We start from the raw sequence: 17226 nt of genomic DNA on the forward strand, positions 1-17226 counted from the left end.
GATTACATACATGCTAGGTAAAAAAGTATTGTACCTAAAGGCGTTACGATATATGGTCTAGGTGAGTGTATCGATGATAGATTGACCTATACTATATAGAAAAATTGCTATATATACTGCTAAAATGGTATAATATAGTATTCGTTGAAAAAGGAGTGTGCTATGAAACAATATGCAAACTATATCTATAGATGTGTAGCAATTCTAATCGTAATTTTGCTTGGAATCTTAGCAGGTATATATTATATTCCTTGGACTGGTGGTTCAAAGGAAGATGTAGAAACAGTTGTTATCAGTGAAAATCAAACTGGTGCACAGATTGGGGATGTACTCTATGAAAGAGGACTGATCACGTCACCTGCTGTATTCCGTGGTGCTCTACGCTTAACGGGAACCATGGATAAGTTACAACATGGATATTATCAGATTCCACACCATTCTAGTTTAAGTGAGATCATTGGCTTGCTCCAACAAGGTAGATTACAAACGGTGAAACTTACCATTCCAGAAGGATTTACCATTGGTGAAATTGGCAAACGCATTGAAGAACAAGGCATCGATACGCAGTATGCATTCATGGAAAAAGGAAAGACCTATACACCTTATGAGTATATGGTGGGAACGAAGCCTGTTACCTATCGGGTGGAAGGATTTCTATTCCCTAGCACCTATGAAATTCCTGTAGGTAGCAAAGCAGAAGATGTGATGGCCATCATGGCGGACGAAATGAATCGCCAATTAACACCAAAAATGCGCCAAGATATTGAAGCGCAAGGAATGACTATATTTGAATTTATTACCTTAGCATCCTTGGTGGAAAAAGAAGCGAAGTTTGATGAAGATAGACCGATCATTGCCGCAGTTTTTCGTCAGCGCTTAAAAACTGGCATGCCCTTAGAATCATGTGCTAGTATTCAATATATTTTGGGGTATCCTAAGCCTTTGATTAGTATTGAGGATACAAAATTGGAAAGTCCGTACAATACATACCTTCATAAAGGATTACCACCAGGACCTATTGCAAACCCAGGCATCAAATCCATGGAGGCAGTTTTGTATGCGCCACCAACGGAGTATTTATTCTTTGTAGCTGACAAAGAAGGACATCATCATTTTACGAAAACCTATGATGAACATTTGAAAATAGTGGATCAAATTTATGAAAATTAAAGATATTTTAAATGAACAACGTATTTATGCGCTTTTGCATGATGTGCCAATTTTACGAGAGTCAGAAGTAGAACTTTTTGAAGACTTAATCAGTTTATATAAACCAAAACGAGTTTTAGAAGTGGGCACTGCTATTGGGTACTCTTCGCTGTTGCTGGCAAAGCATATGGACAAAGAAGGACAGCTTATCACTATGGAATTAGATGATGTACGCCATGGGATGGCTAGCCATTTCATTTCACAATCAGACTATGCAGAGAAAATCACTCTATTAAAAGGAGATGCTACAGAATTGCTCGAAGGCCTAGAAGGTCCCTTTGATTTAGTGTTTTTAGATGGCCCTAAAGGTCAGTACTTAAAACAGTTGGAACTCATTGAACCCCAATTAGCAGAAGGGGCTGTGGTATTAGCGGATAATGTCTTATTCCGTGGTTATGTGCGGGGAGACAAAGAACCGCCTCGTCGATTTAAAACTATTGTGAAACGCTTGCAAGCGTATTTAACCTATGTAGAACAAAAAGAATATTACAATACTACTATCTACCCTATGGGAGATGGTATGAGTGTAAGTATATGGAAAGGAAACATTCATGACTAAACGACATATGGAATTACTAGCTCCTGCTGGTAATATGGATAAATTAAAAATGGCTATCCGCTATGGTGCAGATGCCGTATATTGTGCAGGCCGTGCCTTTGGCTTACGCGCAGCTAGCTCTAATTTTGACAATGATCAATTGAAAGAGGCTGTAGAATTTGTACACAGCCATGGCAAAAAAATCTATGTCACTTGTAACATTATTCCGCATAATGAGGACTTAACAGGCCTTGAAGAGTATTTACAATTTTTGGAAAGTATCAAGGTTGATGCAATTATCGTAGCTGACTTGGGTATTTTCTTGTTGGCAAAGCGTGTGGCTCCAGGCTTAGAATTGCATGTGAGTACACAAGCAAATACCACGAACTATTTGACTACAGAGTTCTGGAAAGAACAAGGGGCTGCTCGTGTAGTAGTAGCTCGTGAAGTCAGCATTGAAGATATCAAAACCATGCGTGAGAAAGCAGATGTAGAAATTGAAGCCTTTGTACATGGAGCTATGTGTATTTCCTATTCTGGTCGTTGTTTGTTGAGTAATTACATGACAAATCGTGATGCAAATCGTGGGGCTTGCACGCAGGCATGCCGTTGGAAATATAATTTAGTAGAAGAAAACCGCCCTGGCGAATACTATCCAATCGAAGAAGACGAACATGGTACATATATCTTTAACTCTAAAGATCTATGTTTATTAAAATATATCCCTGAGCTCTATAAAGCGGGTGTAGATAGTTTAAAAATTGAAGGTCGCATGAAGTCTGTACACTATGCAGCTACTGTATCCAAAGTATACCGTGAAGCCATCGATAAATTCCTAGAAGAAGGAGATGACTGGTATGTACGTGATGAATGGTATGCAGAATTAGAAAAAATTTCTCACCGTCCATACACAGAGGCTTTTGCCATGGAAAAACCAGGGGAAGAAGCGCAAAACTATGGTAAATCTTCCAATACGCAAACCCATGATTTCATTGGATTAGTAGAAGGGTACAATGCAGAAGAAGGCTATGCCTACATGGAACAACGTAACAACTTTAAAGTAGGGGAAGAAGTAGAGTTTTGCCAACCTCATGGACCATTGGTGAAACATGTGATTACACGCATCACTGATGAAGATGGCAATGACATTGATGTGGCAAAACATGCACAAATGAAATTGCGTTTGTACATCGATACGCCATTGGAGGAATATTCCATGATGCGTCGTGAAACGAAACAAAAATAATTCCTTACGACATAGGGGAGGAACAAGATGCAAGAACAAGAGATTGTGTATGATCCAGAGTATGTGTACTTTCAAATTGAACGGACATATACAAATTATGTGAATCGGATTTTAGAAGGCTATGAATACGTAGGGGTCATGACAACGGTGAATGCGGAAGGATTGTGTATGGTTCGTACTACAGAATCAACACGTGAATTGGTAAAAGAAATTTTACAATCCCTGCCGATTTCTGTGACTCTCTTGGAGTGAGTGAATTGTAACAGAGAGGCACCACATGAGTTGTACTGGTAGTAAGTATTGGTGATTGAAAGTGGAGATCTAAGAGATATGACAGCAGACAATAAGAAACGGATGCAATATGAACTATATATTCCAGCTCAATTTGATGAATCTTGTCGGGGTTCTTTAGAAATATTGATAGAACATAAGTTGGCGGATGTAGGAGAGGTTCATGAGGGGGAATCGGTATATAAAGAGAATGGTGAGATTGACCATTGTGTAGTTCGGTTTTCTATGGATGAAGGTTCTGAGTTAGTAGAGGAAATGCTTATCTCCTTGGATGAATTAGGGATTCCTTATGGTGCCAAGTTGTATCAAAATGGAAAGGTCATTGCAGAATTAGGCAATTTGCATCATGTACATGTGATGCTGGATGCTTCCTTAGGGGATACAAAAAAATTCAAACGATTGGATGCTAAAATTACAGCGGCATTGGAAGAAAATAGTATTGTAAGTACAACATGTATCGATATTCCTAAGGGAATGGCAAGATTTGTGTATTATGTAGCAGATAAAGAGTTAGCGGTGGAAGTGATCAAAACCTATCTTCGTAGGAGTGACTTAGGGGTAGGTGCAACCATTGATGTCATCGATTCAGGGTTGACCATTCATGAACGGTATATGTCAGATATATCTCGCGTGTATCGTGGGTTAGTTCCCGATGTATGGAACGTCATTCAAGGTGAATGGAAAGGGATATCACCGCAAGAATGGATGCACCTATTAAAGCGATATCCTAAGACACCAGAAGGGCTTAGTTTCTTGCTGAATGTGGAAAATGGAACATACCAAAAAGAATATACTTCTTTGCATGTAACATTTCCATTATTTATCCATGATAATAAACAATTTTATTTATTGTCGGCTCGTCAAATGTTAACATTTGATCGGGAGGGATTGAGTACAAGAAAACTAGATATTCAGGGTCCTACGGATAGACCATCACAAGTGCGTGCTACCCCTGCTAGCTGGGATTTATGCTTGTTTGCGGCGACTGGTGAAGGGGAAAGTGCATCCAGGTTATACCTTGACTTTAATCCAACCAAATCTGGTACAGTAGGACAAGTATTATACTTTGACGGTGAAACGAAAACGTTGACATTGCTAGGGCCATCTTTTAGTAATGTATTGTTATTGCTAATGAAAGAAGCTTCTCATGGATCTGGAGATTATCTGATTCAATCTATTATGGAAAAAACTATGAGTTTGGATGTAGATACTATGGATGTACAAAGTGCGGAAAATCAACTCTTGTTTGAAGCTATGCGGAATTTATCTGAAAGAATCTTAGACAGTATAGGCGATATGGGACCTATGATAGGTAAACGTGGTTTCATGGGGATGGTCTTGCTGGAAGATACAGCATTTGATGTGAATCGATTTAAGAAGGACTTGCTAGCAAGATGGGATATTGATTCGATTACCAGTCCAGAAGGGATGAAAGTTCGAGCTGCTATTGCGACAGTGGATGTGGATTCAGTAGAAGAAGATGACATGGAAGAAGCTCATTTCTTAGTGATTGATGGCTATAAAGTAGTAGTTGCCCCATTCTCCTTTCCTATGCCACTACAGGCGGTAGAACAAGGTGGCATGAGAAATTACCTTTGGGAATCTGCTGTAGAGGTAGGAAGACGACATACGTACCATGTGGCGATCAGTATTGTAGAAGGTCTTGGTAATCCTTTGGAAGAAGGTATGTTGCTAGCCAAGCTACTTTCAGTGGCTACAGAGCAAGAGGGAGCTAGTGCGGTGTACACGAATGGCGTGCTATATGAAGCTGACAAATTTCATGAAGAAACGGAAACCTTGCGAGATGATATGTTGCCTATGGCGAATATAATATGGGTAGATATGGATTTTGAAGAGGATGGCACTATCTCCTTATCTACGAGCGGTATGGAACTGTTCAACCAATTAAATGTGGAGTTACTTCATTGTCCATGGGATCCAGAGAAAGCTTGGAACTATATCCTAAGTGTGGCGGATTATATCTTGACATCTGATAAGCAGGTAAAAGATGGAGATTCTGTTGGTAGAACAAATGAGGAGCAACTAACGGTACATATTAAGGACTCTGTCCATGCGGATGGAAAACAAAGCATACAAATTTTCTTTACTGAAAGTGAAAAAGAATAAATGCAAGAGAAACGGGGCGCTGGAATACTAACGCAGCCGTTTCTCTTAGTTATATATGGAATCTTGGTACAGTGAGTAGGGAGTGCCGTGTTCCATTTTCGCTTGCCATGTACGGTTAGAAAAAAGTTAAATAAATTATAAAAAAATACTTGCATAGATGTGATGGATATGATATTATATATTTGTTGTTACAGCAAGTAGCAAACGGTAGTGAAACAGTGTTTCCCAAGGACAGTTAAGATGAATCACTACTATGGATAGAAGATATCGGGGCATAGCGCAGTTTGGTAGCGCACCTGGCTTGGGACCAGGGGGTCGCAGGTTCGAATCCTGCTGCTCCGACCATTTTCTTATGTGCGGGTGTAGCTCAATGGTAGAGCCCCAGCCTTCCAAGCTGGTTGCGAGGGTTCGATTCCCTTCACCCGCTCCACTTATACATGTGATTGTATTCAATACGCTCCCATACAGAGACAATGTCTATGTGATGGGTTATTTTATTATGTATGGGTAAATTAGATGTGATTGTAATTACATATGGTTCAGTAGCTCAGTTGGATAGAGCAACGGCCTTCTAAGCCGTGGGTCGGGGGTTCGAATCCCTCCTGGATCACCAGAGTACTAAGGATTCTACTTGAAGTAGGATCCTTTTTGTGTGGGAGGGATGCTATCGCTAAGACCTTCGCGTCGCCTATGGCTCCTAAAGGTCTAAGCTTACCGCTATTCCTCCTGGATCACCACTAACAAAGGATTCTATGTTTTCTAGAATCCTTTTTATGTTGGAGGGATCGACGCACTAAGGTCACTGCGTTCCTAGAGACCTAAGTTGCTTACGTATACTAGTATGCTATCGCTAAGACCTTCGCGTCGCCTATGGCTCCTAAAAGTCTAAGCTTACCGCTATTCCTCCTGGATCACCAAGTATTTAGGATTCTACTTGATGTAGGATCCTTTTTGTGTGGCAGGGATGCTATCGCTAAGTTCTCCGCGTCGCTATGCTCCTAGAGAACTAAGCTTACCGCTATCCCTCCTGGATCACCAGAGTACGAAGGATTCTACTTGATGTAGGATCCTTTTTGTGTGGGAGGGGTGCTATCGCTAAGACCTTCTCGTCGTCTGTGGCTCCTAAAGGTCTAAGCTTGCCGCGATCCCTCCTGGATCACCAGAGTACTAAGGATTCTACTTGATGTAGGATCCTTTTTGTGTGGCAGGGATGCTATCGCTAAGACCTTCGCGTCGCCTGTGGCTCCTAAAGGGCTAAGCTTGCCGCTATCCCTCCTGGATCACCAAGATTGGCACTTTGTTTCGACAAGGTGCTTTTGTTTCTGTTTATAATTGTAAGTAGTATTAAATGTTATCAACAGTATGCACGATTTATGCTATAATAAAAATTAAAGAGTCATCAACGTGAGTTGGGCTCATCTCTTCCTATAATAGGAGGAGGTGATAGTATGACCGAGTTTGAAAAGTTCTATTTGATCATTTTAGCTTTGGAATTACTAATTCATTTTATTGATTTATTGAAATAAATAATAAAATGGCCTAACGTAAAAGAGGTCTGATCACCTCACACGTTAGGTCCATTTCTTTTTGCCATTGAGATGAGCCTAACGCCGTTCACACGTTGATGGCTCTTCTTATTTATACACGTAGTATAGCATATTCTGAGAAAAAATACTACTGTTAGCTCCTATTAACATTATTATATGCATTTTTTCTCTTTCCAGAATAACAAAACTCCGATGGCGTTAACTATGTAGAATATATACTTCCCTACGTTTGCAAAGTTGCCTTAGGTGAAGGCTTTCAATAGTTGCACGATATTATAAACCATCCAAAATGGCCATTGCGTATCTAATTTTAAAGCGTTAAATAGGTTAGCAATGAGTGAGAAGGCGAATACGATCGTTGTTAGTGTGGATAAGAAATTTATATTCTTATTAAAACCGGTATAATTGGCTACAATTGAAATGGTAAAAGTGACGATAGTGATAATAGTTCCTACTATATATTTTCGGGACGGAGTAATCGTGTTAGGAATGCCTTCATAAGAGGCTTTCCATTTTTTGATGGCAAATGTATAGATGATAAATGTAATAGGATAGGTAATAATGGCCGCTTTATTTCCCAGTATATAATCTATTGCACCGGAGAGGATTGTATTTACAATGCCTAGATAATTCCCCCAGTTGCTTAATTTCCCTGTAAATCGTGTAGATAACATGGAAATACCAACGTTGATAACAGAAATAAGGCCAAAGGGGATGAAAGTAGTCCAAGGGCCCCAATCTACATACTTTTCAAGTCGAGTATTAAGGTATCCAGCAGAGATAGAGATAGTAACAACAAGTGCAACACCAATGACATCAAACAATTTAAAGGTAGCACTTAGAAATGGACTTTTAGATCCTAATAATATTGACTCCATACCTAAAGGAATGCAGTTCTTTTCAATGCTAACGAAATATATTTATATAAATAGTTTGCATTGTCGATTTTTCCATAAAAATATGATAGACTTTTTGTATGGACAAATTGTATCGCTATATTCATAGTAGATGATAATAGTATTTATAGATGAAATTAATTATTATAAAATTAAAGATGAAGGGCTTAGGGAAACTGCAAAAAAGGTGATTTAAATGGCAATAAAAAAATTTTTATCACGTGAAAGTCTGAAAAATAGATTAAAATGTAGAGGGCTTATTTTTAAGGATGATGAATTAAATAAAGTGCTAGTAGAACAAAATTATTATTCTCTATTTAATGGATTTGAAAACTTGTTCTTAGATACATTAAATCCTAAAATATATAAAAATATTACTTTAGATGACTTTAAAGCGGTGTACTCTTTTGATAAAAGATTTTCTAATATTATATTTTCAAGGCTAAATAAGGTAGAAGAGAAGTTAAAGACCTCAATTGCATATCATTTTTCGAAACGGCATTGTACGATGCTTAATGATACGATGCAATATACCAATAAATCAAATTTTATGGACCCTAGTGATACAAATACATCGAGTGTTACATATTGCCCATATTCTCTAAATTATCCCTTTGTCAATGAACAAAATAAAAAAATATACAGTAAGTTTGCTGATTTTATCCTTTTTAAACCATTTTACTTAACGAATCTGATTGATAGGAATGATCATATTGACATGAAGTTTTATCAATCAAAAAAGTATATAGCACCAGCGAATGTTGCAGTATATAGAGATATTCATAAGATTCCACATAAGAATGTCGCAGTCCCTTTTTGGGTGTCTATAGAAACCTTAACGTTTGGAGAGACTGTTAGATTATTACACTATTTGCAAGATGATGTACTAGAGGATGTTTTAAGTGATTTTAAATTAAAGAAAAGTAAGCGATCAGAGTTCCTGAACATGATGGATTTTTTGCTGTGTTTGAGAAATAATTGTGCACATACATCTGTAATTAATCACTTTACCACACCTACATATTATAAGGTTAATTCTAATGTAGTGAAGGCATTTTCATTAAATCCTCAAAAACATTATGGGTATCAGGACTCAAAACTGTCTTTATTTGATGTGCTCAAAATTTTAGGATATTTTGAATCCTTGATAGAGTTAAAACAATTGATGAAAAAGTTCTTTTATTCTAATCACCGGAGAATGGGACATCTTGCGGGAAATAAACTAAATCAAAAATTGTTAAAACGTATGGGATGTTCTAATTATGGACAGTGGAAAACAATGCTGTCAGGGAAAATGCAGTATACTCTATAAATAATGAGTTGACTGAATATCGTAATTCTGATAGTATAATAGATACTTAGATATGGCTCTTAAGAGCTCTTGGTGATGGAGGCATCACCTACTGAAAAAGGACAACACTATGTGTTGTCCTTTTTTGGATTCTAAATTCTCTGATTTATGAACATACCTAACGCAAAGAGGTCTGCTAACCTCAACATGTTAGGCGTCATCATATTCCCAAATTTTGAGATGAGCCTAACGCCGTACACACGTTGATGGCTCTTCTTATCTGTATCTGTAGTATAGTATAAGAAAAAATACTACTCTATTTCCGTGGCGAATAAGCCTAGAGGATTCTATTGTTGAGATATCTAGGATGCTTATGACGCAGTCATGAACTTTGACTTTGATGGTATTGGCAAAACTCGGTAAATGAAAAGAAACAGGTGTCCAAGATAGTTGAAATTTTTGTATTTGAAGATAGTTTGGTAGTTTCACTTTGAATTTTTATGCAAAGTAAGTGATATGTTCTTGTTTTGGTACAGTTAAGCTTGTAAAGACGTATATATGTAATTAGCATAATTGAGAAATAGAATTACCTATAAAAGTAGGAGGAAAAAATATATCTATTTCTAATTAATTCGATGTAGTCCTCAAAGTTTTAATATATATGTACAAGAATAGATGGAAAAATATTGATATATCGATATTTTTGGATGTAAATTTAAGAAAAATTTTTAAATTTCGTAAAAAAACTATTCCAATATGCACTGAATTGGTATATAATGAAAATGGAAAATTATTTTGATAAGTAAAGTAGTTTGTGTTAGGTATTTAGTGTGAAAATAGGGGCTGGATGAAGTGTCCCAAAAGGATGGTGTGTAAATAGATATAAAATAATAATGAATGTTTATCTATTTTAATAAGTTGATTATGAAATACGTAAGCATTCAATTTTTTGTGCCATAAATGCTTAACTTATGAGTATATATTGTAAGTGAGCATCATTTTTTTGTTATGTAAATGTTGTAATCATATGAGTATAGGAGTTTAGTATGAACAAAATTTTTAAAGTAATTTGGAGTAAGTCAAAACAATGCTATATTGTTGTATCTGAAATGGCAAAAAATCATTCTGGTAAAAAGAAAATTGTTGTAGCTAGTATCTTGGCGGCTATGGCTGTGGGATCCGGAGCCTTGGTGACGGATGTATCGGCAGATCCAGTAAGAGGTGGAGTATCTTTAGCAGGAGGTGAAACCAAGACCGATGCGACTATTGCAATTGGCTCAGGCAGCTATTCTGATGGAACAGCTATTGGAGGCGATGGATCTAGGAGAGTTGAGCCAGGGATTGCTATTGGTGTAAATGCAAAAGCAATGGGGAACTCAAATGTAGTAATGGGACTGGGATCTCAGATCATAGGTCATTCTTTTGGTGTTGCAATCGGGCGTACTGCTCAAGCTACAGACGATTATGGCGTAAGTGTAGGATATAATACACATGCAGACCTTCATGGCATTGCTATGGGTGAACAATCACGAGCTAAGAAAACAGGGGCTACATCATTTGGTGTTAGTTCTCGTGGCTATGGTAATGGTGCTATAGCTGTAGGGTGGCAGTCGTTAGCGGGCGCTAATGTATATAATGAAAATGGTGTGCCCAATAATGATATCAATACTGATAATGGTAAAACTATTGATGATTATGATAAATGGGGCGATGTTGCCATTGGTGTCCGTACTATTGCTACAGGGGGTAATGCGACTGCCTTAGGTCGTGGTGCTACAGCTAGTGCAGCTAATGCTATCGCTATCGGTGGTGGTGATGGTGGTGAACCAACTAAGGATGGTAATACAGCTTCTGATAATAAAGAAAAAACTAAAGCCACAGCAGAAAAAGCGGTAGCCATTGGTTATAAAGCCTTAGCATCTGATAAAAGTGCTACATCTATAGGTACAGATGCGCAAGCAAGCAAAGCCAGAGCTACAGCTATCGGTTATGAAGTACGAGCGGTAGGTAAAAATGCCGTAGCAATTGGTTCTAGTGGCGAGAACAGCAATAGAAAATTAAATTCAGCAGGTGAAAATGCCATTTCTATTGGTACAGCAGCACAAGCTAATAATAATGAATCTACAGCTATTGGTAAAGAGGCGTTAGCATCTAATACTAATGCTATTGCACTTGGTACAGGCGCAGAAGGAACAGGTAATACTGCTACAGCGATTGGTTATCTAGTGAAAGCAACAGAGAGTAATGCGTTTGCAGCAGGTAGTGAAAGCTTAGCTTCTGGTAAAAACTCTATTAGTATTGGTAGCACATTTAATAATACAACGAATCAATCGACTGGCGAAGCTTCTATTGCCATTGGTGCTGCTGCACGGTCTACAGGTGCTGGATCTGTAGCCTTGGGTAGAAATGTTCAATCCTTAAGAGAATATACCACAGCAATTGGTACCAACATTACAGCTAGCAAGGAGGCTTCTGGTAGCACAATTATTGGGTATAATTCTTTTTCAAAAGCGAACCAGTCTGTCAATATTGGTTCTACAAATGAAACGCATGAAGCGGCTCAATACTCTACAGCGATTGGTTATGATGTACGAGCAAAAGGTAAAAATGCTGTTGCTATTGGATCTAGCGCTGATAGTAGTGCAAAAGTAATTGCTGCAGGTGCAGATGCCATTGCCATTGGTACATCAGCGCAAGGTAATGCTGTCGCATCAACAGCGATTGGTAAGCAAGCAGTAGCAAGTGGCGAAAACTCTATTGCATTTGGTACCTCTGCCAAAGGAGTTGGAGCCTCTGCCACAGCAATTGGTAATGGTGCCACAACGGCGAACGCTAATGCTATTGCATTGGGTACATCCGCGCAAGGGACAGGAGAATCAGCTACAGCGATTGGTAATGGGGCTCAAGCAACCGATTCACATGCTTTTGCAGCGGGTGTAGGTGCTAAAGCAACAGGTAGCTCTGCTATTGCTGTAGGTAATAGTGCGTCAGCGGCTAAAGCTAACTCAGTAGCTATAGGTACTGACACAACGGCTTCTGAAAAAGAAACTGTGGCGGTAGGTTTACGGGCTTCTGCAAATGGCTTGCGATCTGTTTCTGTTGGTATTGATACAGAATCAACAACAGCAGACGGCGTTTCTGTAGGTTACCTATCAAAATCAAAAGCGTTGGGTGCAGTGGCCATTGGTAGAAATGCAGTGGTAACAGCAGAAAAATCTACTGCTGTTGGTTATGATTTAACAGTTTCAAATTCAGCAAGTACAAACATTGGTTATACATCTACAGTGAATGCGAACCAAGCGACAAGTATTGGTGCTCGAAATTTAGTGGAATCGGGAGCACAATATGGTACTGCCCTAGGATATTTTGTTAATATATCTGGTAAAAATGCGATAGGTATTGGTTCTAGCGGAGATGTCAAAAATGTAGTAGCTTCTGCTGAAAATGCGGCTGCCATCGGTACATCTGCACAGGCGACAGCATCTAGTGCGATGGCTTTAGGTACTAATGCAAATGCTGCCTTAGCACATTCGGTAGCACTAGGTGAAGGGTCTACTACAACGGAAGCAGATGGAGCTGGAAAAACAGCGTATTTGTCTGGTGAATCTACTAACAATAGCGGTAATGGTGTGATTTCCGTTGGTAATAAACGAAATGATTCTGATAGAACAGCTACTATAACACGTCGTATTGTCAGTGTAGCGGGTGGTACTGATGATTATGATGCAGTGAACGTGAAACAGTTGAAAGCATTAGAATCCAATGAGTGGTTATTACGTACACAAAATGTGGGAGATGCTAACCCAACTGATGTGGCGCCTCAAACTGTGAATAATCAAACTAAGAAACGTGTTACTTTAAAAGCAGGCGACAATATTGCCATTTCTAATTCCAATGGTGTTGTTACGTTGAATGTAACAAATGTTGTGAAAACAGTAACTAGTGGGAATACAGCTGCTTTAACAGTAAATAATAACAATGGTGCTGTTACGATTACACCGAATGTTGCTAGTTCTGTAGGAGCAGCGAATGAGGATAACAAACTTGTTACCTCTGGCAAAGTAAAAGCAGCTCTTGATGATAAAATTGATAAAACAGCTGAGATGCACATCAAATCAGGTGAGTATACAGTAAATATTGATGGTACAGCTTCTTTGATTCAACAAAATGGTAATAACCAAGATCAAAGCACTCGCGTTACGATTAAAGATATTGCTAAAAAATCTGTAGTAGATGCATTGCAGTCCGATTATAATACTTTCAAAACAAAAGCGATTACTTTCACCGGCGATGATAATCAAGGGGTAGCTCGTACATTAGATACGACATTAACTGTAAAAGGTGGTGCAAATTACACATCTACCACACCGAATACTAATATTCGTGTAGAAAAAGATGGCACTAATGGTGCCAATGGTTTGCTTGTTAAATTGTCTGATAAATTATCTGGCATGAAAGAAATCGCTGGCACTGGTTCGCAAGATTTAGTAATCAAAAATGGTAATACTACAGTCACTGTAAAAGCTCCAGCTAATGGAGACAAAGGTACAGTGGACTTTGGTAATGCGAAAGTAGTAGCGTCTAATTTAGATGCATCCATTAAATATCGCGCTAACGATGAAGCAGCAGCCAATGCTAAATCTGTTAAATTAGCCGATGGATTTAACTTCGTAGCAAGTAAAGATGCCACGACTACTGCAGAAGGTCCAAAATCTGGCTTGGCTATCAAAGCAGAGGATAATGGCAAAGTTACATTTGGCTTAGATAAAGCGACTCGTGAAAAAGTTGACAATGCAGCGGATAAAAACTTAAGCAATTTATCTGACACTGGTAAAGATAAAGTCAAAGAATTAGCAAAAACAGCAGCACAAGATGCTGTGAAAGTTGCTAATGGTATTAATACTACTGTTGAAAAAGATACAGCAACTGCAGGTGTAACGACATACAAAGTGAATGCTAATGATACAACAGTAGCAGTTACTGGAAATGGACTTGCCATTACTGGTGGTGATTTAGGTACAGATAAAGTACGTAAATATTCCTTAGATTTATCTGCAGCTACTAAAGGTAAATTAGCTGCTGTAGGGAATTTAGCAACCAATGTGATTGGTGGAACTTCAATTGCTGCAGATGGTACTGTAACAGGTCCAACTTTCAGTATTACTAAAGCAGATGGTACTGCTGAAAATGCTGGAACTATTAAAGAGGCCATCGAAAAACTAGATGCAGCGAATAAAGGACAAAATACAAAAATCTCTGATACTGCAGAAAAAGTTACAAATTTAGCTACAGCATTAGGTGGTGGTGCTAAAGTAGAAAATGGTACTTTCACAGGTCCTACATACAACATCACAAAAGCAGATGGTACAGGTACAGAAACAGCATCTAATGTTGGTGAAGCCATTACTAAATTAGATACTCGTATTACTACAGCTAATGGTGCATTAGTGACTAAAGGCTTAGACTTCACAGGTAATGACACAACTGCTAAAGTACACCGTGATTTAGGTACTACTTTGACAATTAAAGGTGCAGAAAACTTCACTCGTGCAGCAACTGAAACAAACAATATCAAAGTTGTTAAAAATGGTGATGCTCTGGATGTGAAATTAGCAGAAAACCTTGCTAAGATGAAAGAAATCTCTGGTGATGGTACTAGTGATTTAGTGATCAAAAATGGCGATACAAAAGTAACTGTAAAAGCTCCAACTAATGGAGATAAAGGTACAGTCGACTTTGGCGATGCGAAAGTAGTAGCCTCTAACCTTGATGCGAATATCGCTTACAAAGCAAACAAGGAAACTGCTAAGAAAACAGTTAAATTGCAAGATGGATTTAACTTCACAGCTGCTACAGATACAGCAGCAGATACAGATGTACCAAAATCTGGATTAGCAATCACAACAGGTGCTAATGGTGAAGTGACATTTGGCTTAGACAAAGCGACTCGTAGCACTATTGATAACGCAGCAGATAAAGACTTAAGCAATTTAACTGATACAGGAAAAACTACAGTTAAAGAATTGGCGAAAGGCGCAGCTCAAGATGCAGTGAAAGTAGCAGATGGTATTAATACTACTGTTGAAAAAGATACAACGACTACAGGCGTAACTACATATAAAGTAAATGCTAACGATACAACTGTGGCAGTAACAGGTGATGGCCTTGCCATTACTGGTGGGGATTTAGGTACAGATAAAGTACGTAAATATTCCTTAGATTTATCTGCAGCTACTAAAGGTAAATTAGCGGCTGTAGGAAATTTAGCAACCAATGTGATTGGTGGAACTACAATTGCTGCAGATGGTACTGTAACAGGACCAACTTTCAGTATTACTAAAGCAGATGGTACAAATGAAACAGCAAATACATTAAAAGATGCTATTGATAAATTAAATACTACCAATGCTGGACAAAATACAAAAATCTCTGAAACAGCAGGAAAAGTAACAACCTTAGAAGGTAAAGTAAATGATATCGTTGATAAAGGTATGACTTTTGCTGGAGATCATGCAACCGCAGATAAAGTAACTCGTAAATTAGGAGAAACTTTAAATATCCATGGTCAAAACAATATCACTGTGAAAAAAGATGCTACTGCAGAAGATACATTAAATGTAAAACTTGCTAGTGAGTTGAAAAATATCACATCTATTACTAATGCAGATGCAGATGGCAAACCAGGCAGCAAAATTACCTTAGGAGCAAATGGTGTATCTATTGCTAATACTGCAGCAGGTGCAGATGGAGCAGCAGGAGAGACTAAAACTGTTACTATTGGTAAAGATGGCATCAATGCTGGTGGCATGAAAATCACTAATGTAGGAGAAGCTAAAGATAATGGCGATGCAGCGAATAAAAAATATGTAGATGATGCAATTTCTAATTTAGGAAATATTGTATCTGGTAATGCTACATTAAACTTTGCAGGTAATGTGACAAAAGATGCGCAAGATCAAGCAACTGAAAAAGTAGGCTTATCCTTGGCAACAGGTACATTACATGTGAATGGTGCTAATAACGAAATCACTACGACAGCAAAAGGAGATACAATTACAGTTGGATTAGCTGAAACTGTAAAAGCTCAATTAGCAAAAGTAGGCGATACAGCTTCTAACGGTCGTGATGGTAAAGATGGCGCATCTGGTGCAAAAGGCTTAACTGGCAAAGATGGCTTAAACGATAAAACGTTAACAGATAAAGTGAATGCATTACGTAACGGCGAAGCTGGATCTGTAGTGTATACAGATGAAAATGGTGCACGTTTAGTAAAAGCTAAAGATGGAGAATACTATAAAGCTGCAGATGTAGATAAAGATGGCAATGTATTGAATGGTGCAACAAAAGCTACTACTGTAGAAGCTCGTGTGGTTAACCCAGATGGTACAACAACTGGTGGCACAACTAAATTGTCCAACATTGCTGATGGTAAAGTAGCAGCTAATTCTAAAGATGCTGTGAACGGCGGTCAATTGAACACTGTTAAATCTGATTTAGCCACAGCCTTAGGTGGTGATGCTAAAGTAGAAAACGGTGTATTCACAGGCCCTACATACAACATCACAAAAGATGATGGTAGCAATACAACAGAAGCTGTGAACAATGTAGGGGATGCGATTTCTAAATTAGATGGTCGTATCAATAATGCAAACACTGCACTTGGTAATAAAGGCTTAGATTTCTATGGTAATAAAGATGCTGCTGACACAGATAAAGTACATCGCAATCTTGGTGAAGCTTTAAAAGTGAAAGGTGCAGAAAACTTCACTCGTGAGGCTAATGCTAAGAATAATATTGATGTAGTGAAAAATGCTGCAGGTGATGGTTTTGATGTGAAATTAGCAGAAAACCTTGGCAATATTCAATCTATTAGTAATGCTACTGGAGCAGGTAAACCAGGCTCTACCATTACTTTAGGCGCAGATGGTGTATCTATCGCTAATATTGCAGCAGGTGCAGACGGTGCAGCTGGTGCTACTAAAACTGTTACAATCGGTAAAGATGGCATCAATGCCGGTGGCATGAAAATCACTAATGTAACGAAAGCAGAAGCAGATGGCGATGCAGCAAACAAAAAATAT

At 38.4% G+C, this 17226-nt stretch carries 8 protein-coding genes and 3 tRNA genes; 10 read left to right on the forward strand and 1 reads right to left on the reverse strand.

Annotation, left to right across the window (positions count from 1 at the left end; genetic code table 11):
- Positions 1-162: 162 nt before the first annotated feature.
- From mltG to HMPREF9200_RS01330, 8 genes are all read left to right on the forward strand, one after another.
- Positions 163-1170 carry an endolytic transglycosylase MltG gene (gene mltG / locus HMPREF9200_RS01295; protein WP_009352937.1) on the forward strand — a complete coding sequence of 336 codons (1008 nt, stop codon included), beginning with the start codon at positions 163-165 and terminating at the stop codon, positions 1168-1170.
- Positions 1160-1768, forward strand: a complete 609-nt coding sequence (locus tag HMPREF9200_RS01300; RefSeq protein ID WP_009352813.1) for an O-methyltransferase — start codon at positions 1160-1162, stop codon at positions 1766-1768. Before mltG ends, HMPREF9200_RS01300 begins: the two co-directional genes overlap by 11 nt.
- A complete protein-coding gene (locus HMPREF9200_RS01305; protein ID WP_009352930.1) occupies positions 1761-2993 on the forward strand; it encodes a U32 family peptidase in 1233 nt (410 codons plus the stop codon). The genes HMPREF9200_RS01300 and HMPREF9200_RS01305 overlap by 8 nt, the downstream gene beginning before the upstream one ends.
- A gap of 27 nt (positions 2994-3020) precedes the next feature.
- On the forward strand, positions 3021-3245 hold the full coding sequence (locus HMPREF9200_RS01310) for a DUF4911 domain-containing protein (RefSeq protein ID WP_009352907.1): 225 nt from the start codon (positions 3021-3023) through the stop codon (positions 3243-3245).
- Positions 3246-3296: 51 nt separating this feature from the next.
- Positions 3297-5411: a DUF4261 domain-containing protein gene (locus tag HMPREF9200_RS01315; protein ID WP_255260710.1), complete on the forward strand. Its 2115-nt coding sequence runs from the start codon at positions 3297-3299 to the stop codon at positions 5409-5411.
- Between the two features lie 268 nt (positions 5412-5679).
- Positions 5680-5756 (forward strand) — tRNA-Pro (locus tag HMPREF9200_RS01320).
- A gap of 11 nt (positions 5757-5767) precedes the next feature.
- A tRNA-Gly gene (locus tag HMPREF9200_RS01325) sits at positions 5768-5841 on the forward strand.
- Between the two features lie 106 nt (positions 5842-5947).
- Positions 5948-6024: transfer RNA gene (locus HMPREF9200_RS01330), tRNA-Arg, on the forward strand.
- Positions 6025-7200: 1176 nt separating this feature from the next.
- Here the strand turns inward: HMPREF9200_RS01330 and HMPREF9200_RS01335 are convergent.
- On the reverse strand, positions 7201-7836 hold the full coding sequence (locus HMPREF9200_RS01335) for a nicotinamide mononucleotide transporter (protein ID WP_009352974.1): 636 nt from the start codon (positions 7834-7836) through the stop codon (positions 7201-7203).
- Positions 7837-8050: 214 nt separating this feature from the next.
- On the opposite strand from HMPREF9200_RS01335, the gene HMPREF9200_RS01340 reads away from it, so the two are divergent.
- Together HMPREF9200_RS01340 and HMPREF9200_RS01345 are read left to right on the forward strand one after the other, a co-directional pair.
- Positions 8051-9166 (forward strand): Abi family protein, encoded by a 1116-nt coding sequence (locus tag HMPREF9200_RS01340; protein WP_009352868.1) that lies wholly within the window; start codon positions 8051-8053, stop codon positions 9164-9166.
- Positions 9167-10191: 1025 nt separating this feature from the next.
- On the forward strand, positions 10192-17226 hold a 7035-nt coding region (locus tag HMPREF9200_RS01345), incomplete at its 3' end, for an ESPR-type extended signal peptide-containing protein (RefSeq protein WP_009352999.1).

The organism is Veillonella sp. oral taxon 780 str. F0422, assembly GCF_000221605.1.
In the GTDB taxonomy this organism is placed as follows: domain Bacteria; phylum Bacillota; class Negativicutes; order Veillonellales; family Veillonellaceae; genus F0422.

What these genes read in the sequence shown, in the direction of transcription:
- HMPREF9200_RS01310 (WP_009352907.1), top strand. Translation starts at nt 3,021, where the DNA reads ATGCAAGAACAAGAGATTGTGTATGATCCAGAGTATGTGTACTTTCAA.
- mltG (WP_009352937.1), top strand. Translation starts at nt 163, where the DNA reads ATGAAACAATATGCAAACTATATCTATAGATGTGTAGCAATTCTAATC.
- HMPREF9200_RS01305 (WP_009352930.1), top strand. Translation starts at nt 1,761, where the DNA reads ATGACTAAACGACATATGGAATTACTAGCTCCTGCTGGTAATATGGAT.
- HMPREF9200_RS01340 (WP_009352868.1), top strand. Translation starts at nt 8,051, where the DNA reads ATGGCAATAAAAAAATTTTTATCACGTGAAAGTCTGAAAAATAGATTA.
- HMPREF9200_RS01300 (WP_009352813.1), top strand. Translation starts at nt 1,160, where the DNA reads ATGAAAATTAAAGATATTTTAAATGAACAACGTATTTATGCGCTTTTG.
- HMPREF9200_RS01335 (WP_009352974.1), bottom strand. Translation starts at nt 7,836, where the DNA reads ATGGAGTCAATATTATTAGGATCTAAAAGTCCATTTCTAAGTGCTACC.